Below are 18,878 nucleotides of genomic sequence, written 5' to 3'. Positions count from 1 at the left end.
GTCCGAGTGACGGCGGAAGGAGCGGGTCAGCCGCGAAGTCCTTCGACGGTCGCGAAGCCATCACTGACCGTCACGTTCGTTCCGCGCCGCGCGGACAGCTCCACAAACCGCCGCAGCGCGTCGTCGGCGTCGGCTCCCGTCAACGGTACGCATTCGTTGTTTTCGTCGCGACGGATCGGCACCAATTCGACCCGCATCTGCTCGCCGACGACGCAGCCGGCGAGCAGGCCGTCGCGGTGCCGGTCGCGCATGGCGGGCCAGTCGAAGACGAGGTTGCCCAGGCTGTAGAGGATCGGGCAGCCGCGATAGACCTCGACCGGCTGCACGGTGTGCGGCCCGTGCCCGACGACCAGGTCGGCGCCGGCGTCGATGATCGCGTGCGCGTAGGTCACCTGGTATTCGGTCAGTTCTTCGCCGGGAATGCCCCAATGCATCGACACCACGACGTGGTCGGCCTCGGCACGGGCGCGGCGGATGTCGGCGAGCAGCAGCTCCAGGTCGCGGCGGACCGGCGTGGTGTGCACGATCGGCGGGCGGCCGGGGACGTCCAGGACGCGCGGATCCGGTTGGTACGACGTGTAAGCGCTCGCCACGGCGACGCCAGGGGAGTCCTCCGTCGCTTCTTGTCCGACCGGCCAGCACAGCGAGGTGTAGGCGAGGAACGCGATCCGGCCGCCGGGACGTTCGAGGATCGCTGGCGCGTGCGCTTCGGCGAGGTTCGCTCCCGCGCCGCAATGCGCGATTCCGGCGCGATCCAGCACGGCGAGGCTCGCCATCGCCGCAGCTGGCGGGTAGGTGACGTTGTTGGCGACCGAGACGACGTCGATCTCGGCGGCGGTCAGCGCGGCGACCATCTCCGGCGGCGAGTGCCGCCAGTTCGGCTTGTGTGGGATATCCATGCCGGTCGAGCCGGACAGCGGTCCTTCGAGATTCACGAACCGCACATCGGCACCGGTGAGCAGCGAGGTCAACGGGTCCAGCGCCGTTTCCGGGTTCGCGCGGCCCTGCAGGTTGACGTCTCCGCCGAGTACGAGCGTGATCATTGCGTCAACCCGTCCAAAGGAGGAAATCCCTCCAGCTCGTTACGAATCGTTGCCCTTTCGTCTTCCTCCGCTTCGCTTGTTCGGGGGACGATGCCTCGACCGTTGATATGCAGAGGGGACTCAGGGTGACCATATCCCGTCGTCCCGCCGGGGGCCGCAGCGCCGGTGGGGCAAGACTGACCAGAGGCGCGGTTGCCGTCTCCGCCGCTGCTCTCGTGCTTGGCGGACTGGCCGCGCCCGCTTCGGCCGCACCCAGCCCGGACGCCCTGATCGCCGAGGTCTACGGCGGTGGCGGCAATTCCGGTGCCACGCTCACCAACGACTTCATCGAACTGGCCAACCACGGCGGCGCGCCGGTCGCACTCGACGGTTACAGCGTCCAGTACCTGCCCGCTTCGGCGAGCGCGTCGAGCAAATGGCAGGTCACGCCGCTTACCGGGTCCGTTGCGCCGAAGGGCCGTTACCTCGTCGCGGAGGGGAAGGGGAACGGCGGCACTGTCGCGCTGCCGACGCCGGACGCGACCGGGGCCATCGCGATGTCCGCGACCGCGGGGACGGTCGCGCTGGTGTCCGACAGTGCGCCGCTGACCTGCAAGACCGCTGCCGACTGCGCGGCCGACAGTCGGGTCAAGGATCTCGTCGGTTTCGGCGATGCCGTTGTCCGCGAAGGAGATCCGGCCGCCGCGCCGTCCAACACGACCTCGGTCGCGCGCGCGGCGACGCTCGCCGACACCGACAACAACAGCGCGGACTTCGCCGTCGGCGACCCGACGCCGACCAACACCAAGGGCGAGACCACCGGCACTCAGCCGGGCGAGCCGGGTGTTCCGGCGAAGATCCACGACATCCAGGGCACCACGCGGATTTCGCCTTTCAAGGACAAGCAGGTCGAGGACGTCACCGGCATCGTCACCGCGGTGCGGAGCTTCGGCTCGGCACGCGGGTTCTGGATCACCGACCCGCGTCCGGACAGCGACCCGCGCACCAGCGAGGGCCTGTTCGTATTCACCGGATCGACCACCCCGGCGGTGGCGGTCGGCGACGCGATCACCGCGCAGGGCAAGGTCAAGGAGTACTACCCGGACGCGCCCGCGACCTCGAACTACCAGTCGCTCACTGAGCTGGCCAGTGCACAGTGGACGGTCGACTCTTCGGGCAATCCGCTGCCCGCTCCGACCGTGCTGACGCCGGACCAGGTGCCGGATGTGCTGGCTCCCAACGCGGGCGGCAACATCGAACCGCTGCCGCTCGAGCCGTCGAAGTACGCGCTGGACTTCTGGGAATCGCACGAAAGCGAGATCGTCCAGGTTTCCGACGCGCGCGTGGTCGGCCCGAGCAACAAGTACGGCGAGCTGTACGTGACCACGAAGCCGCAGCAAAACCCGACGTCGCGTGGCGGGACGGTTTACCTCGGGTACGACAAGATCAACACCGGGGTGCTGAAGGTCCAGTCGATCATTCCGTCCTCGCAGCAGGCGGCTCCGAAGGCCAACACCGGTGACGTGCTCACCGGCGTCACCTCCGGTCCGGTGGAGTACAGCAACTTCGGCGGGTACACGCTGTTCGCGTCGAAGCTGGGTGCGGCGAAGGACAACAAGCTGCAGCGGGAAACCACGCGCAAGCAGCGTCCGGGCGAGCTTTCGGTGGCGACATACAACGTCGAGAACCTCGCACTGTCCGATTCGGACACTAAGTACGCGCAGCTCGCGCACGGCATCGTCGACAACCTCGCGACGCCGGACATCGTTACGCTGGAAGAAATCCAGGACAACAGTGGTGCGACCGACGACGGCACGGTCGATGCCGACGAGGCGCTGAAGAAGTTCACCGACGCGATCGCCGCCGCCGGCGGCCCGCAGTACCAGTGGCGGCAGATCAACCCGGTGAACGACGAGGACGGCGGACAACCGGGCGGCAACATCCGCGTCGGCTTCCTGTTCAACCCGTCGCGAGTGTCCTTTGTGGATCGTCCTGGTGGCAGCCCGACTTCTTCGGTGGGCGTGGTTTCCGACCACGGCAAGACACGTCTGACGCAGTCGCCGGGCCGGGTCGACCCGGGCAACGAGGCGTGGGAGGACAGCCGCAAGCCGCTGGCAGGCGAGTTCGTGTTCCGCGGGCGCACGGTTTTCGTGCTGGCCAACCACTTCAACTCAAAGGGCGGCGACCAGCCGACGCACGGCCGCTACCAGCCGCCGACGCGCAGTTCGGAGGTGCAACGGCAGAAGCAGGCGACCGTGCTGCAGGGGTTTGTGGCGCAGTTGCTGGGCGCGGACCCGCGAGCGAACGTCGTGGTGGCCGGTGACCTGAACGACTACCCGTTCTCGCCCGCGCTGGCGAAGCTGACGTCGGGCGGGTTGTTGAAGGACCTGATCGCGACGCTGCCGGCGGCTGAGCGGTATAGCTACGTGTTCGAGGGGCAGTCGCAGGTGCTGGACCACATCCTGGCGTCGGCTGCTCCGCGTGGCGTGGACTATGACGTGGTGCATGTCAACGCCGAGTTCGCTGACCAGGCGAGTGACCACGACCCGCAGGTGGTGCGATTCCGTCCTTCGGCGGGGAATCCGTTCGCGGACTTCGCGAATGATGTGCTCGACCAGCTGGACCGATTCCTGCACCGGACGGCGTAGTCAGCTGTCCGTGAGGGGAACCCTGAGGGACTCTGATTCCCTCAGGGTTCCCTTCACGGCTTTAACGTTTCGCCCGCCAGCCGAGCCCCAGCACCGCCTGGACCAGTTCCTGATAGCTCGGCTTGACCTCTTCCAAATACCGGTCCAAATACTGCGGCCGAGCGGTAGTAACCGGCTGCGGATCGTCCAGTGTCTCCACGAAGTTCAGCCGCGAAACGTTGTGCAGCGCCATCTTCCACCACCGGCTCGCGCGTTCGCGGGTCTTCTCTTCCTGGTCCTGCGCGGCAGCAACCGCGGCCTGCGCATCCGCCAGTTGACGTTCGATCTCGTCCGCTCGCGCTAGCTCCCACGCGCGCAGGCTGTCCGCCGAACCCCGGGCCAGTCCGACGATTTCTTTGTACCGCATGGCAGGGCTGGTGGCTCCCTCGGTCACGGCGTACCTCCCGCGGTCGGCTCGGTTTCTGGGCGCTGGAACGGAATAATGACTTCCGGCGCCCCGTGCGTGGTGCGGTCGAAGAACAAGGCCCGGCCCGGTCGCGGCGACCAGTGCACGACCTGACCTGCGGCGAACGGTGACAATTCATTGCCCTGGACGTCCAGCGCGGCCCAGGTGCCGATGTCGTCCGTGCCGCCGAAGCCGAGGGTGTCCTTGAGTCGCGCGATGCTGCGCCACCAGCCGATGGTGTGCACACCGTGCGCGGGGCCGTTTTTCAGCAACGTACGCAGATGGTCGAGGCCGCTCTTCGGCTGTCCGACGGCCTTTGCTTCCAGTGACGGCAACGCAGCGTCCACCCCGTACAGCAGCAGGATGCGCGGCTTCGTCGTGGAAAGCGATTCGACGATCGATTCCAGCTCAGCGGAAAGGTCTTCGGTGAGCGTCGCGAGATGCCCCTCGGCTTCCAGGCGGATCTTCAAGTCCAGCACCGCTGGCGAGCTGGCCACGATCGGGCAGTGGAGCAGGAATTCGACCTGCCCGAATTCCAGTTGCCGGGAAAGCGATCGCGCGGCGGAGTCCATAATGGACAGAGCCTCCGCGGTCGCGCCGCCGAGCACCGCGATGTTTCGGCCGGGTACCCGGGGCAGCTCGACGCCGCACGCGGCCTCGGTGACGTCGATCGACTGACCCAGGATCGCCCGCGGCTGCGGGCTCGGCTTGAGCTCCAGGAAAGCTGGGAACTGTTCCAGCACCGGCGAATGCGCACCGTCGAACAGGCGTGGCCGGGAGAATCGGCCAGCGTAGAGTTCCCACAGTTTTTGCTGCAGGTTCACGAAGACGTTGCGAGTGCTCGCATCCGGCACATGCGCGAGCTGGTTCCCGTGCGCGACACCGGAATCATGATTGATCACCGCGTGCCACTTGGGTGCGGACACCGCCGCGTTGTTCGTCTCCGCGAGCACCCGGCGCGCCTTCGGCATCGCGATGCGCAGCGTGCACTGTTCAAACACCGCGGGCTTGCCCCAGAAAGCTTCGATGCCCGCGACGTCTTGGCTGGCCAGGACCAGATGGATACCCTGCGAACGACCACGGCGCGCGATGTCTTCGAGCAACTGGGTGGCCTGCGCGGTGACCTGGTCCCGTCCGGCGAAGAGGTACTGGAATTCGTCGATCACCGCGACGATCCGCGGCCAGTGCCCGCTCGGATCCTGTTCGCGCAGGTCAGCCAGGTTCGTGACCTCGTGCTCCTTCGCCGCGGCGGAGCGGCGGCGCAATTCGTCGGCGAGGAAACGCAGCAGCGCCAACCCGAATTCACGGTCGGTGTTGACGTTGACGCCGACCAGTTTCGCGTGCGGCAGCCAGCTGGAGTCCTTGCGACCGGGTGCGAGACCGGCGAACGAGACGCCTTCCTTGAAGTCCAGCAGGTACAACGCCAGCTCGTCGGGCGTGTAGCGCGCGGCGAGACTTCCCAGCAGCGCGTACAGGAAGTTCGTTTTCCCCGAACCGCTCGGCCCGCCGATGAGTGCGTGCGGGCTCGCGTCGCCGATGACCACTTCCACGGCTTCGCCCTCGTGGAACCCGATCGGCGCGCGCAGTTCCCGCGCGGAACTTTCCTGTCCGATCTCGGCCGGCATCAGGTCGGCGAACGAACGCGGACCGCCCTGTTTCGAGATCAGTGCCTCGGCGATGCGGTTCGCCGCGCGGATGACCTGCCCGGACGGCATCGGCGGATCCAGGTCCACGACCAGGTCGCTGCCGGTCATGCTGCTCACCGCGCGGCGTTCGTCCAGCAGGCTGAGCGTTTCGATCGACGCGCTCACCGCGGTGGGCACGTCCACGAGGATCAGGCAGATCCCGGCCGCGAGTGCGCCGCTGGCCACGCGTTTGAGGTCGCGCGCTCGTTCCGCGTCAAGGGTTTCGCCGTTGCCGTACAGCACCGCGATCCGGTACGGCTCCAAGCGCTGGTTGGTGGCTTTTCGCAGCTCCCGCAACGAGGTGTGGCCCGCCTGCATGCCGGTGGCGTGGATCCGGCGGATGTGCCCGGCGAGCTCGTCGAGCAGATCCTCCAGCCGCGTCGGGTCGTACAGCGACAGCGCGCTGGTGCGGCTGAGCGGGTACAGGTCCGGCAGGATCGCGGTGAGCTGGCCGACGTCCCACAGGTGGATTTTCACCGCGCCGGGCTCGAACGCCGACAGCACGCGCATCAGCAGGCCCTGCACGATCCCGTCCACCGCCGGCCGGGTTTTCGGCGCGGACGTGATGGCCAGATGCGATTCGTCCAGCAGCGGCACGGCGACGTCGAACGTGCGCGAGATGTCGCGTCCGGCCGAGGTGGCCGAACCGACCCGCCACAACCCCGGCGCGACGACGCCGGGATTCGTGCCGACGCGGCCGAGCCATTCGCTCGGCGGCCGTCCGGCCGGGCCCGGCGCGTTCGCGGCGACTAGGTCGCGCAACTCGCCGGGACCGGCGCTCCAGTCGGTGTAGAAGGCGGTGCGGGTGCCGCCGAGCGCGGCGAACACCTCGTGCGCGGCCGGATGCCGCGCCCACTCCGTCTGCTGGGCCGGATCGGCGTGGTCCATGCCGACCCGCACGATCTCCTGTTCCAGCGTCAGCCGCGCCACCTCGGCCTCGGCCATTTCGCGCGCGCCCGCCGCGGCCCCGAGCACGAGCCCGATCTGGTGCCGGACCCGGTCGAGAGCGGTTTGCACACGGTTGCGTTGCTCGGCTGCCTTGCTGGCCATCTCATCCCTACAGGCGTGACTGGTATCCGCCCACTAAATCGTCGGCGGCGGCTAAACGGGTGAGGAGGTGTTCGAGCGCCTCCTCGGCCTGCGCCAATTGGCCCGGCAGCCACGGATCTGCCTTGGCCTGCGCGTCGACGAGTGCGCGCCGGGCGTCGCCGAGCAGAGTCCTCGCCCGCTCGGCGTGCGCCCGTCCGTCGCCGACCCCCGCTCGCGCGGCGGTGAGCAACTGGTGGATTTCGGCGAGCCCCGACATCGGCGTTAAAGCCGCGCCGAGTAGGAATCGGCCGACGAGATGCCGGCCTGGATGGTGCTCTGCATGCCGGTGATCCCTTGCAGCGCTTCGGCGAGCAGGCCGTGCGCCTGGTTCACCTCGTGCTGGCTGCTGCCCTGGGTGGCTTGGGACAGCGACAGCTGTGCTTCTTCGAGTGCCTGCGCTGCCTGCTGCAGCGCGGCGATGCTCGCGGACGCCTTCTCGTTCGCGAGCGCGATACCAGCGCGGATCTCTTCCACTCCGGCCATGGGGGCGGGCTCCTCGGTACGTCAGGGGCTGGAACGACCACATACAAACTTAGCGTGATCAGGTGTCTTCGGTAAGTAAGTGTGAACGGGAGAATCGACAAAGCCCCGGACGCGGTCAGCGGTCCGGGGCCTGTCGGGCGTCGGCTTCTCTTGTGCGCGCGCGGGGCCCGAAACCCGCGTCTCAGCCTTCTGACCTGCGGGTTCTCGGGGTGCGTGCGGCGGCCAACGCCCAGGTCAAAACGGTATTCGTGACACCGGGAAACCTCTCCGGACGGCTGCGATGAAGTCTGCGGGGAAGCCTAGCGGGTAGGACCGTTCGGCCGATCCCAGCCCCTGCCCCGGTTGCGGACAGCGACGGCCCGCCGCCCGGTTCAGCGAGTCCCGGCCGGATTCGGGTCGTCCCCGAGATAGGTGCCGTAGCCCTCGACGACGAGCGGACCGTCGAAGACCAGGACCTCGTTGACCAGTCCGCCCTTCTGGTTGCGGTAGTTGATGACCAGCGCGTCGAGCCCGACGTAGACACCGAGGACCTCGAAGCGGAGATCGGGAATCCGGCGCAGCCCTTCGGCCCAGTACGCGCGCAGCGCCGCCTTGCCGCGGAGCACGCCGTCGCCGCCGATTACCTGGATCGCGACCGGGGACCGGAAGGTCACGTCGTCGGAGAAGTGGGCCAGCAGTGCGTCGAGATCGTGGGCGTTCCAAGCCTTTGCCCAGCGGTCGGCGAACTCTTGAGCTGCGCTGTGGTTCATGTGCGAATTCTGCCAGCGTCCGAGGGGTGGGATTGTGCGCCGTCAGATCGCTCCCCGGCGTGCCAGATCGGCCGCGATCCCGTCCAGGACACCGGAAAGCCCGGACGCGAACAGCTCGTCGAGATGCCACGGATCGGCCATGGCCCGCATCGCGCCGCCGAGTCGCGGGTAGGCGGCGAAGCTCGGGTTGTGCGTCGGTGCGCCGCGGCGTTCGGCTTCCACATCGCTGACATAGGTGAGCGCCACGCCTTGCACGTATGAGGCGAACAGGAACATGTACCGGAACGCGTCCGCCGGGTCGAGGTCGAGACCGTCGAAGGAGGCGAAGGCGTGCTCGCTGTCCGCCGAAAGGGCGGGGCTGTCGTGGGTTCGGGTCGTCACCAGCACTTTCGCCAGGATCCACGGGTGCCGGTGGTAGAGGTCCCAGTCTCGGTAGGCGGCGCGTTCGAGCCCGTCGCGCCAGTCGCGCGGCGGGGTTTCCGGCAGCGGGATCTCGGTGAGCGCCGCTTCGACCATCAACGCCACCAGATCGTCTTTGGACGCGACATGTCGGTAAAGCGCCATGGTTCCGGCACCGAGTTCGGCGGCCACCCGGCGCATGGACAACGCTTCGAGCCCCTCGGCGTCCGCGACCGCGATCCCCGCCTGCACGACCCGGTCGACGGTCAGGTGGCCGCGGTCCTCATCGGACTCCGCCTTGCGCGCCCGGTACGCCTTCGCCTGGCAAGCCCTTGAGCAGTACTGCCGCGGCCGGCCCCGATCCGGTGCGGCGAGCGGCTTTCCGCAGGACCCGCACTTCACTCGAGGCACCCCTTTTCGTCACACTTCGACAGGCCGTGCGGAAAGTCTAGCCCGGCGGAAAGTTGCAGGACAAACATGCTGGATAAAAGACTTTGAGGGTTGCGCCAGGTGTGCGTACTTTGTACGCATGCTTGAAGAAACAACCCCCGCGAAAGCCGGTCCACGGGAGTGGATCGGGCTGGCCGTCCTGCTGCTGCCGTGCGTGCTGGCGTCGATGGACATGTCGGTGATGTTCGTTGCCATGCCGTCGTTGACCGCCGATCTGGAGCCGAGCGGTTCGCAGCTGCTGTGGATCATGGACTCGTACGGTTTCCTGCTGGCCGGCCTGCTCATCACCATGGGCACGCTCGGCGATCGGATCGGCCGTCGCCGGTTGTTGCTCACCGGAGCGGCGGCGTTCGGCGGCGCGTCGATCCTCGCCGCTTTCGCCGCCACGCCGGTCATGCTCATCGTCGCCCGGATGCTGCTTGGCATCGCCGGTGCGACGCTCGCGCCGTCCACACTCGCCTTGATCCGCAACATGTTCCACGACGCCCGTCAGCGCGCGACCGCGGTCGGCCTGTGGACGGCGGGGTTCGCGGGCGGCGCCGTCCTGGGCCCGATCATCGGCGGCCTGCTGCTCCAGCACTTCAGCTGGGGCTCGGTGTTCCTGATCAACGTGCCGGTGATGGTTGTCCTGCTGGCGCTCGGCCCACTGGTGCTGCCGGAACACCGGACGCCCTCGACGGGACGGTTCGACCTGCTCGGCGCGGTGCTGTCGATCGTGTCCGTGCTGGGAATCGTTTACGGCATCAAGCAGATCGCCGCGCACGGATTCGGCTGGCTGGCGGTCGCGAGCTGCGTCGCGGGTCTCGCGGTCGGCGTGGCTTTCGTGCGCCGTCAGCACACCGCCGCGCGCCCGTTGATCGACCTCGCGCTGGTGCGGTCGCGCGCGTTCGCGGTGCCGTTGCTGATCGACCTGCTGGCGACGTTCGCGCTGGTCGGGTTCAACCTGTTCACCTGGCAGTACCTGCAGGTCGTGCTGGGGATGAGCCCGCTGGAGTCGGCGCTGTGGTCGCTGCCGACGTTCGCGGTGATGCCGGTCGGGATCGCGATCGCCGCCACTCTGGCCGCCCGGATCGGCAAGCCGCGGGTGCTGGCGATCGGCCTGCTCGTGGCCGCGGCGGGCTTCGGGCTGCTGACTTTGCCGCCGCCCGGGGTCGGGTATTTCATCGCAGCGCTCACGGTCGTGTCGCTCGGCATCGCCGGAGTCGCGGCGGTGGTGACGGACGTGATCCTGTCCGCCGCGCCGCCGGAGCGAGCCGGGATGGCGTCGGCGATGGCGGAGACGTCAGCGGAGTTCGGCGGTGCGATGGGAATCGCGCTGCTGGGAAGCATCGGCGCGGCCGTGTACCGCTCGGCGATGCCGTCCGATGCCGGGAAAACCTTGGAGTCCGCGGCGAAGCTCCCGCCCGGAGATGCACTGCGCGAGGCGGCTTTCGCGGCGTTCAGCACGGAAACCCGAGTAGCGGCGGCGGTATGCGCGGCGCTGACTCTCGGCGCGGCGGTGGTGATCGTTCGCACTCGGTGAAACGACGAAGGTCCCGGCCGCAGTGCGGTCGGGACCTTCGTGGTGTTGCAGCGGAGGATACAGGATTCGAACCTGCGAGGGCGTGAACCCAACACGCTTTCCAAGCGTGCGCCTTAGGCCGCTCGGCCAATCCTCCGTGGGGAAGAATACCGGATGGCCCTCCGGCCTTCCGCAGGTGGTCCGACCTGCGCGAACCGGTTCAGGCCGGGACGACGTCGGCGACCACGATGGTGATGTTGTCGGGGCCGCCGCCCTCGTTGGCCAAAGCGATGAGGCGGGGGACGATTTCCTCCGGGGTGCCGTCGGAGAGCACGTCCAGGATGGCCGGTTCGCTGGCGCCCGCGGTGAGGCCGTCGGAGCAGAGCAGGTAGCGGTCGCCGGCTTGCGGGGTGAACTCCCAGACGTCCGGTTCGGCCGAGCCGGTGCTCAGGAGGGCCTTCATCAGCATCGAGCCGCGCGGGTGGTGGTCGGCGTCGGCGGCGCTGATGGTGCCGTCTTCGACCAGGGCCTGTGCCAGGGTGTGGTCGCGCGTGATGCGCTGCAGTTCGCCGTCGCGCAGCAGGTAGCCGCGGGAGTCGCCGACGTGTGCCGCGGCGAAGTGGGTGCCGTCGAACAGCAGCGTGGTGAGGGTGGTGCCCATGCCGTGGGTGGCGGGGGTTTCCTCGGCCACTCGCGCGAGCTGTCCGGCGATCCGGTGGACGCCGTCGGAGAGCAGGTTCGACAGGTTGTGCGCGGTGAGGTCAAGCGTGCGTAGTTCCGCGTCGAGAGAGGCCAGCACGCTGACCGCGGTCGAGCTGGCCACTTCGCCGTGCGGCTGGCCGCCGATACCGTCGGCCACCACGAGCATCCGCCCGCTGGCGTACACGGAGTCCTCGTTGTTGGTGCGTCGTAGCCCTTGGTCAGAGCCCGCGGAGTAGCGCAGGGTGAACCGGGTCTGCTCGGTGGCCATGTCCCCATAAAACCATTGGTTGACTGAGTTAACAAGCAAAACGATGGAAACCGCTGTCGTCGGCTATCGTGCTCGTCATGGCAGACGACGCGGCGGTGAGTGCGGCCGACATCGCGCGCCTGGCGGGCGTGCGCCGGGCGGCGGTGAGCAACTGGCGGCGGCGCCACGACGATTTTCCCAAACCGGTAGGCGGCACGGCGTCCAGCCCGCTGTTTTCGCTGCCGGAGGTCCAGGCGTGGCTGCGCGGGCGCGGCCGTCCGTTCGAGCTTTCGCCGATTGACGAGGCGTGGCAACGGCTGCGTGCCCTTGGCGACGACCTCGACCTTGGTGCGCGGCTGGCGGCGGTCGGCGAGTATCTCGCGGACGACGCCGAGGGGCCGGACGATCCGGAGTTGCTGGCGCTGATCTCCCAGCTCGCCTCGAGCGAAGGCGCGGTGGAGACGTTCGAGCAGCTCTGCGACCGCTTCTTCGAGGCACATGCCCGCCGGCTCTCCACTACGCCGACCGCGTACGCCGACCTGATGGTGCGGCTGACCGGCGCGAAGGGAGCCACTGTGCTCGACCCGGCGTGCGGGTTCGGGTCGTTGTTGCTGGCCGCCGCGGCGACCCGGGCGCGGGGGCAGGACGTCGACCCGGACACCGCGCGGATCGCTGGCATCCGGCTGCGGCTGCACGGCGCGGACACCGAGGTGCACGCCTCGGACGCGTTGCGCGCGGACGCTTTCGCCGACCGGCTGGCCGACGTCGTGCTGTGCGATCCGCCGTTCAACGAGCGCGGCTGGGGGCACGAGGAACTCGTCGGCGACGCGCGCTGGGAGTACGGCTTGCCGCCGCGCGGTGAATCGGAATTGGCGTGGGTGCAGCACTGCCTGGCGCACGTGAAGCCCGGTGGCGCGGTGGCGGTCCTGATGCCGGGGGCGGCCGCTGGACGGCGGAGCGGGAAACGCATCCGGGCGAATCTCCTTCGCGCCGGCGCGTTGCGCGCGGTGTGCACGCTCGCGCCAGGCACCGATCTTTGGCTGCTCACGCGACCGGAGCCGGAGCAGCGCGCGCCGGTGACCGTGCTGATCGCCGACACCACCGCGGACGACGTCGAGCAGGTGTGGCAGGCCTTTCTGGCCGATCCGGACACCGGCGAACGCATCATCGACGTGCTCGACGACGACGTCGACCTCACGCCCTCAGGCCGCCCTGGCGAAAGTGACTCGGGTGAGGCTTTCCTTGCAGCGCAACGGCTTTTCGGGCAGATCGGGATCGAGCTGCCGAAGCTGGAACCGGCTTCCGGCGAACCGGCGTACACAACCGTCGGCGAGCTGGTGAAGGCGGGTGCGCTGCGGATCACGCATGCGCCGCCGCGCACCGCCGACGGCGACGAACCCGTGCTGACCACCGACGACGTCCTCCTCGGCGGACCGCCGACCGGGCATGCCGCGCCCGATCCGGCTGCGGTTTTCGCCGACGAAGGCGATGTGGTCGCGTCGGTCACCGGCGCGGTGATCGTCCACAGCGGAGCGCCGGTGCGGCTCGGGCCCGCGCTTTCCCGTTATCGCGTGGATCCGGAGCTGCTCGACGCGCAGTTCCTCGCCGGGTGCCTGCGCGCCGCGGACTTCCCGGTGCACAGCGCGTCGACCCGGATCGACGCGCGCCGGCTGAAGGTGCCGCGGCATCCGCTCGAAACCCAGCGTGCGTACGGCGTCGCGTTCCGCGCGCTCGCGGACTTCGACCGGGCACTGCGGCAAACCGCGGAAATCGGCCGCGACCTGGTGCGGCTAGGCTTTGCCGCACTCGCCGAAGGACGGCTGAAGCCCGGTGGCGGGTGAGCGCTGTGAGGGGGCCCATGCTGATCGCGGACCGCTACGAGGTCGACGATCTGCCGCTCGGGCGGGGCGGCATGGGTTCGGTGCACCGCGGGCTCGACCGGCGGCTGGGCCGGCACGTCGCGATCAAGCTGCTGCGGCTGCCCGGCGGCGACGAAGAGCTGGAAGAACGCTTCGCCCGCGAAGCGCGGATCCTCGCCACGCTCGACCATCCCGGCGCGCCCACGCTGTACGACTTCGGCACCCATGACGACCGGCTGTTCCAGGTCATGCAGTTCGTCGAAGGCGTCACGCTGGACGATCTGCTCGCCGAACACGGTCCGCTTCCGGTGCCGTGGGCGGCGGCGATCGCGGCACAGGCGGCCGCGGTGCTGTCGGCGGCGCACGCGCGCGCGGTCTGTCACCGTGACCTGAAGCCAGCCAACCTGATGCTCTGTCCGGACGGCAGCGTGAAGGTGATGGACTTCGGGCTCGCTGTGTTGCGCGAAGCCGACACTGCTCGCTTCACGCGCGCGGGACAGCTGCTGGGTACGCCGTCGTACATGGCTCCGGAGCAGATCCAGCGTGGGCAAGCGGAGCCGCGAAGCGACCTGTACGCGCTCGGTTGCGTACTGCACGAGATGCTCACCGGCCGTCCGGTCTTCACCGGGCCCACGGCGTACGCGGTCTTCGATAAGCAAGTGAAGGAACCAGCACCGGTCGTTCCCGGCGTACCGCGGGAGTTGAACGCGCTTCTCGCTGCGACGCTCGCGAAGGATCCTTCGGTGCGACCGTCTGGGGCGGAAGTGCTGTACGCGCATCTCGTGCCTTTCGCGCGGGACCTGCCACCGTTGCCGGGATTCCTGCACCCGGCAACGGTGTTGAGCCCTTCGCGGATGTACGCGCGCATGGTGGGGCTTAGCGGCCAGCGTTGATGCTTGTCGGCGTCTGCTCCGAGAGCGGCAGGCCGAGTTTCTGGATGCGGTGGTAGGTGTAAGCGTTCTGTACGCCGATGCTGACGCCGATGGTGAGCATGATCGTCGAAGACGTCACGGTGTTGCTGACACCGAGCGCGGCTCCGATGAAAGAGAAGCCGACGCGTACGCCGATGGTGGCGAGCCACAGGATCAGAGTGAGCGGAGTGCCCTTCAAGAACGTCGTGCCTTCGCGGGCACTGAGGACCGAAGTGGAGCTACGCAGGACGCCCAGCAGGCCAAGGACCACGACGTCGCCAGCCAGCAGCGTGTATTCCATCGTGGTCGCGCTTTGCAACGCGGTGGCGGCGGAGAACACGCCGATCGCGGTCAAGATGAACGGGAGCGTCAGCAAACGCTTGCGGCTGAGCAGCGTGCCGCGCCACTGCCGGTAGACGACCCGGTAGAGGACGAGCGCCGCGATCGCGACATAGAGAACGATGGTGAGCGGGCCGAGGTTCACGGTGCTCCTTCGTGGAGGTGGTCGGCTTCGCCCGGCCGGCGACGGGTGCCGGGAGGCTGCCCGGCGTGCTTCCAGCCTCGCTCGGATCAGTGCGGTTTTCGTCGGCGTCCGGGCTGGTACCGGGTGGATCCGCGGCTCAACCCGGGGGTGGAGACGCCGGATCGTGACCATTGCCGAGCAACCACGTGGGGGTGATGGTCGTCTATTCGGGTGATACGGGTCCTACCGAATGTGACCCGACCGAATGCGGGGGTACCGGATCGTGAAAAGGGTTCTGGTGGGGATGGCGGCGCTGGCCGCGGCTTTCGGGCTCGTGGCGTGCTCCGGAGGCACGGCCGGGTCGGCTTCCGGCGGCGGGGCGGTTCCTGTGGCGGCGAGCGTGCCCAGCTCGTCTTCCAGCGCGCCGACCAGCAGTTCTGTCCCGGCGACCAGCAGCAGTCCGGCCAGCACCAGCGCGACTCCGACGCCTAAGCCGACTCCGAAGCCCGCGCCCAAGCCGAAGGCCGACCCGGAGCCGAGCACCGCCGACGTCCCGTGCGCGGCGGCCGCCGCCGCTTCCGGCACCAGCGCCTGCGTCGACATTTCCGGGCACCAAGCCTGGCTGCTGCAGGACGGCAAGGTGATTTACGGTCCCGTCTCGATGCTGCCCGGGCGCAAGGGGCACGCGACCCCGACCGGGACGTTCCACGTGCTGTCCAAGGAGAAGATGCACCTGAGCAAGGAGTTCGACAACGCGCCGATGGCGAACTCGGTCTTCTTCTACCCGGGCGACGCGTTCCACACCGGCAGCCTGAAGGTGTACTCGCACGGCTGCATCCACCTGTCGGGGGCGTCGTCGCTGCGCTTCTTCAACACCCTGCACGTCGGCGACGTGGTCCAGGTCGTGCCCTGACCCACAGTGTCACGGTCGAATAAATATCACCCGTTAGAGGCAACTTCATCCCCCTTCTGAGCGATTACTGAATCGCTCAGAAAGGGGGCCTTGGATGGCCTGGCGCAAGCTCCGTTCCCTGCTCGTGGCCGCACTCGCGGTCGTTGCTGTCCCTGTTGTGGTCACCGCGGTCGCCCCGGCGGCAGCAGCCGACACCCCTGCGCTGCCGCCGGGTTTCGTCTTGCGGGACCTGCCCACCGGGCTCGGGCAGTACGAGTTCACCGACTTCGCCTGGCTGCCCGACGACAGCGTGCTGGCGCTCGGCAAGTCCGGCGTCGTCAACTGGGTCCCGGCCGCGGGCGGCGGCGCGCCGGCGCGGATCGCGACCTTCCCGGTCGAGACGCAGGGCGACATGGGGCTCACGAGCATCGCGCTCGCGCCGGACTACGCCACCTCGCACCAGGTCTACCTGAACCGCTCGGTGTCGCTCGGCAACGGCCAATACACGCTGCGCGCCGCCAAGTTCACCGTGCGGCTCGACGGCGCGGGGCATCCGTCCGGGCTGACCGGCGAGCAGGTGATTTTCGACCTGCCCGGCAGCCCGTACTACATCCACGGCCTCGACACGGTTTACCCCGCGCCGGACGGCACGCTCTGGTACTCCGTCGGCGACAACGGCGACGCGGGCAAGACCAACCCGATCGCTTTCGCCGCGCAGGACCTCGATTCGCCGTTCGGCAAGATCCTGCACCTCACCGCGGACGGCAAGGGCGTGCCGAGCAACCCGTACTACAATGCTTCCGCGCCCGATTCCACTCGCAGCAAGGTGTTCGCGAGCGGTTTCCGCAATCCGTTCCGGTTCAGCCTCGACCCGAAGAGCGGTCTGCCGGTGGTCGGCGACGTCGGCTGGTACACCTGGGAAGAGCTGGATGTCGTGCAGCCTGGCGCGAATCTCGCTTGGCCTTGCTATGAGGGGAACCACCTCACGCCGGGTTATTCGACCGACGCGCGTTGTGCTTCCGTGGTGAACACCCCGCCGTTGTGGGACTACCAGCACGGGACGGATCCTTCGCAGGGCAACAGCGTCACTGGCGGGATTGTGTATGGGGGCACTACTTATCCTGCCGCTTACCAGGGCGCGTACTTCTTCGGCGACTACGCGGGGCAGAAGATCTGGACGCTGCGGTATGACGCTCAGGGCAAGCTCACGCAAGCGCCTGCGAGTCCGCCGCCGTTCCAGAATGTGGGTGGGGTTACCCGGATTTCCGCCGCGCCTAACGGGGATATCGTCTTCAGTGATCTCAACGCGGGGGTGCTTCGGCGGTTGAGCTACTCGACGAACAACGCTCCGCCGGTGGCTAAGGCCACGTCTTCGACGGATCCGGATACTCGCACGGTTTCCTTTGATGCCAGTGGTTCTACTGACGCTGACGGTGATTCGCTCACCTATGCCTGGGACTTTGGCGACGGCAGTACCGGTGCTGGGGTTCAAGCCAGCCATCAATACGGGGACGGTGCTTCGTTCACCGCGACGTTGACTGTCTCGGATCCGCTTGGCGGTGTCGGGACGGCGAAGGTTGCTGTCGCGCCGGGTAATCACTCGCCGGTGTTGACTTTGTCCGCGCCGGATAAGGACTTTGCGGTCGGTGAGCCGGTTTCGTTGTCCGCCACGGCTACTGATGTTGAGGACGGGACGCTTCCGGTAACGTGGACGTCGTTTATTCGGCACTGTCCGGATCTTGGGGCTTGTCATGTGCATCCAGGTGATGGTGCGACTGGGCCTACGTTGACTGTGCCGTTCACTGACCACACTGACTCTCGGATGGAGTTCACTGCGACTGTCACCGATAGCGCGGGCGTGCAGGCTAGTAAGACGTATGTCGCTTACCCGCGCCAGCATCGGTTGACGTTGGTGGGGACGCAGCCGGCCGCGCTGAGCATTCCGAGCGAGGGCGGCGTCAGCAGTGCGATGGTCACTGAGGGTGCGACGTTTGATGTGACTGCGGCGTTGGTCGGCACCGATGGGGCGTCGAAGTTCACTGGCTGGCAAGGGGGTCCGGCTGCGTCTTCGTGGTCGATCACCGTGGGGGCCGGCGATATGACGCTGACTGCCAACTATGTGACGGCGATTGACCAGCGGTACGCGGCTGAGCCTGGGTTGCGGAGTTTGCTCGGTGCGGCGAGCGGGCCTGAGGTCGTTGACGGGCCGGTGCGGTACCGGGTTTACGCGAATGGGCGGTTGTATTGGTCGGCGGCTACCGGGGTGCGGGAGATCGGCGGGCAGATTCTGGCCCGGTACCTCGCGATTGGCGGGCATCAGGTTTACGGGCCGCCGGTTACCGATGAGACTCGGACACCGGATGGGGTCGGGCGGTACAACCATTTGATGGGTACGCCTGGAAGTCAGGCTGCTTCGATTTACTGGACCGCGGCTAATGGTGCGCATTCGGTGCAGGGGCAGATTCGGGTTAAGTGGGCCGCGCTCGGGTGGGAGCGTGGGGTGGGGTATCCGACCACCGACGAGTCCGGGACTCCCGATGGGGTCGGGCGGTTTAACCACTTCACTGGCGGGTCGGTTTACTGGACGCCTACCGGTGGTGCGCATCAGATTGGCGGGGCGATCCGGGACAAGTGGGCTTCGCTGGGGTGGGAGCGGGGGCTTGGGTACCCGACCACTGATGAGTCTCGGACGCCGGACGGAGTGGGGCGGTACAACCACTTCACTCTTGGTGGTTCGGTTTACTGGACGCCTTCTACCGGGGCGCATCAGATTGGCGGGCCTATTCGGGATAAGTGGGCCTCGTTGGGGTGGGAGCGGGGGATGGGGTACCCGACTACCGATGAAACCGGTACTCCTAATGGGGTCGCGCGGTACAACCACTTTACTGGCGGCGGGTCGGTTTACTGGAGTGCGGGGACTGGGGCGCATATGGTGCAGGGGGAGATTCGCAAGCGGTGGGCTGCGCTTGGGTGGGAGAATGGGTATTTGAGGTTGCCGACCTCGGATGAGTATCCGGTTGGCGGGGGTGCTCGTAGTGATTTCCAGGGTGGGTATGTTGTTTATCGGAATGGGGCTGCGGTGGATTATCGGTGGTGATTTTCGCTTGGGGTGAGTGTTGCGTGGGGGCACCCCGAAGCTGATTGTGACTACGCGCGGAGGGGGCTTGTCAAGGCGGGAAAGATGCCTAGGCAAGCCCCCTCCGCGCGTGTTTTTGGCTTCGTATCGGGGTGCGGGGGTGTGGCTGCGCTGGGTTGGTTGGGTGCGTGGGTGGGGGCCGTGAAGGGAACCTTCACAGACCTGGTGCCACGCGAGCGAGCTGTCCCGGACTGGCG

The 18,878-nt window shown here is 67.8% G+C and carries 16 protein-coding genes and 1 tRNA gene; 6 read left to right on the top strand and 11 right to left on the bottom strand.

Annotated elements, in window-relative coordinates:
* Positions 1-26 precede the first annotated feature (26 nt).
* On the bottom strand, positions 27-1,043 hold the full coding sequence (locus tag ACZ7SW_RS00555; protein ID WP_470228312.1) for a CapA family protein: 1,017 nt from the start codon (positions 1,041-1,043) through the stop codon (positions 27-29).
* 215 nt (positions 1,044-1,258) lie between these two features.
* Between ACZ7SW_RS00555 and ACZ7SW_RS00550 the strand changes: the two genes are divergently transcribed.
* Complete coding sequence (locus ACZ7SW_RS00550; protein WP_470228311.1) at positions 1,259-3,670, top strand: endonuclease/exonuclease/phosphatase family protein; 2,412 nt, start codon at positions 1,259-1,261, stop codon at positions 3,668-3,670.
* A gap of 61 nt (positions 3,671-3,731) precedes the next feature.
* Here the strand turns inward: ACZ7SW_RS00550 and ACZ7SW_RS00545 are convergent, their stop codons facing one another.
* The 6 genes from ACZ7SW_RS00545 to ACZ7SW_RS00520 form a co-directional block, all read right to left on the bottom strand.
* Positions 3,732-4,103 (bottom strand): hypothetical protein, encoded by a 372-nt coding sequence (locus tag ACZ7SW_RS00545; protein ID WP_470228310.1) that lies wholly within the window; start codon positions 4,101-4,103, stop codon positions 3,732-3,734.
* On the bottom strand, positions 4,100-6,850 hold the full coding sequence (locus ACZ7SW_RS00540; RefSeq protein ID WP_470228309.1) for an FtsK/SpoIIIE domain-containing protein: 2,751 nt from the start codon (positions 6,848-6,850) through the stop codon (positions 4,100-4,102). The genes ACZ7SW_RS00545 and ACZ7SW_RS00540 overlap by 4 nt, the downstream gene beginning before the upstream one ends.
* A 7-nt stretch (positions 6,851-6,857) precedes the next feature.
* On the bottom strand, positions 6,858-7,106 hold the full coding sequence (locus ACZ7SW_RS00535) for a hypothetical protein (RefSeq protein WP_470228308.1): 249 nt from the start codon (positions 7,104-7,106) through the stop codon (positions 6,858-6,860).
* Between the two features lie 5 nt (positions 7,107-7,111).
* Positions 7,112-7,372, bottom strand: coding sequence for a hypothetical protein (locus ACZ7SW_RS00530; protein ID WP_009084635.1), 261 nt, complete (start codon positions 7,370-7,372; stop codon positions 7,112-7,114).
* A 371-nt stretch (positions 7,373-7,743) separates the two neighbouring features.
* The gene (locus tag ACZ7SW_RS00525; protein ID WP_470228307.1) at positions 7,744-8,121 is read right to left on the bottom strand and encodes a nuclear transport factor 2 family protein; all 378 of its coding nucleotides are present in this window, start codon (positions 8,119-8,121) and stop codon (positions 7,744-7,746) included.
* A gap of 42 nt (positions 8,122-8,163) precedes the next feature.
* Positions 8,164-8,922 (bottom strand): TetR/AcrR family transcriptional regulator, encoded by a 759-nt coding sequence (locus ACZ7SW_RS00520; RefSeq protein WP_470228306.1) that lies wholly within the window; start codon positions 8,920-8,922, stop codon positions 8,164-8,166.
* A gap of 127 nt (positions 8,923-9,049) precedes the next feature.
* Here ACZ7SW_RS00520 and ACZ7SW_RS00515 point away from each other — a divergent pair, with 127 nt between their 5' ends.
* Positions 9,050-10,492 (top strand): MFS transporter, encoded by a 1,443-nt coding sequence (locus ACZ7SW_RS00515; RefSeq protein WP_470228305.1) that lies wholly within the window; start codon positions 9,050-9,052, stop codon positions 10,490-10,492.
* A 51-nt stretch (positions 10,493-10,543) separates the two neighbouring features.
* On the opposite strand, the gene ACZ7SW_RS00510 is transcribed toward ACZ7SW_RS00515, so the two are convergent.
* Together ACZ7SW_RS00510 and ACZ7SW_RS00505 are read right to left on the bottom strand one after the other, a co-directional pair.
* A tRNA-Ser gene (locus tag ACZ7SW_RS00510) sits at positions 10,544-10,628 on the bottom strand.
* A gap of 63 nt (positions 10,629-10,691) precedes the next feature.
* The gene (locus ACZ7SW_RS00505; protein WP_470228304.1) at positions 10,692-11,441 is read right to left on the bottom strand and encodes a PP2C family protein-serine/threonine phosphatase; all 750 of its coding nucleotides are present in this window, start codon (positions 11,439-11,441) and stop codon (positions 10,692-10,694) included.
* A gap of 77 nt (positions 11,442-11,518) precedes the next feature.
* Between ACZ7SW_RS00505 and ACZ7SW_RS00500 the strand changes: the two genes are divergently transcribed.
* Together ACZ7SW_RS00500 and ACZ7SW_RS00495 are read left to right on the top strand one after the other, a co-directional pair.
* On the top strand, positions 11,519-13,261 hold the full coding sequence (locus ACZ7SW_RS00500; RefSeq protein WP_470228303.1) for an HsdM family class I SAM-dependent methyltransferase: 1,743 nt from the start codon (positions 11,519-11,521) through the stop codon (positions 13,259-13,261).
* 17 nt (positions 13,262-13,278) lie between these two features.
* Positions 13,279-14,172, top strand: a complete 894-nt coding sequence (locus ACZ7SW_RS00495; RefSeq protein ID WP_470228302.1) for a serine/threonine-protein kinase — start codon at positions 13,279-13,281, stop codon at positions 14,170-14,172.
* On the opposite strand, the gene ACZ7SW_RS00490 is transcribed toward ACZ7SW_RS00495, so the two are convergent.
* Positions 14,156-14,674, bottom strand: a complete 519-nt coding sequence (locus ACZ7SW_RS00490) for a hypothetical protein (RefSeq protein ID WP_470228301.1) — start codon at positions 14,672-14,674, stop codon at positions 14,156-14,158. The genes ACZ7SW_RS00495 and ACZ7SW_RS00490 overlap by 17 nt on opposite strands.
* A 222-nt stretch (positions 14,675-14,896) precedes the next feature.
* Entirely contained in the window at positions 14,897-15,256 is a 360-nt protein-coding gene (locus ACZ7SW_RS00485) for a hypothetical protein (RefSeq protein ID WP_470228300.1), read from the bottom strand.
* Positions 15,257-15,293: 37 nt separating this feature from the next.
* Between ACZ7SW_RS00485 and ACZ7SW_RS00480 the strand changes: the two genes are divergently transcribed.
* On the top strand, positions 15,294-15,566 hold the full coding sequence (locus ACZ7SW_RS00480; protein ID WP_470228299.1) for a L,D-transpeptidase family protein: 273 nt from the start codon (positions 15,294-15,296) through the stop codon (positions 15,564-15,566).
* Positions 15,567-15,660: 94 nt separating this feature from the next.
* On the top strand, positions 15,661-18,642 hold the full coding sequence (locus ACZ7SW_RS00475; RefSeq protein ID WP_470228298.1) for a PQQ-dependent sugar dehydrogenase: 2,982 nt from the start codon (positions 15,661-15,663) through the stop codon (positions 18,640-18,642).
* The last annotated feature ends 236 nt before the right edge of the window (positions 18,643-18,878 follow it).

The organism is Amycolatopsis sp. NPDC114484, from assembly GCF_055633755.1.
The sequence above is the reverse complement of the archived record's forward strand: the minus strand, read 5'-3'. Positions and strand labels throughout refer to the sequence as shown.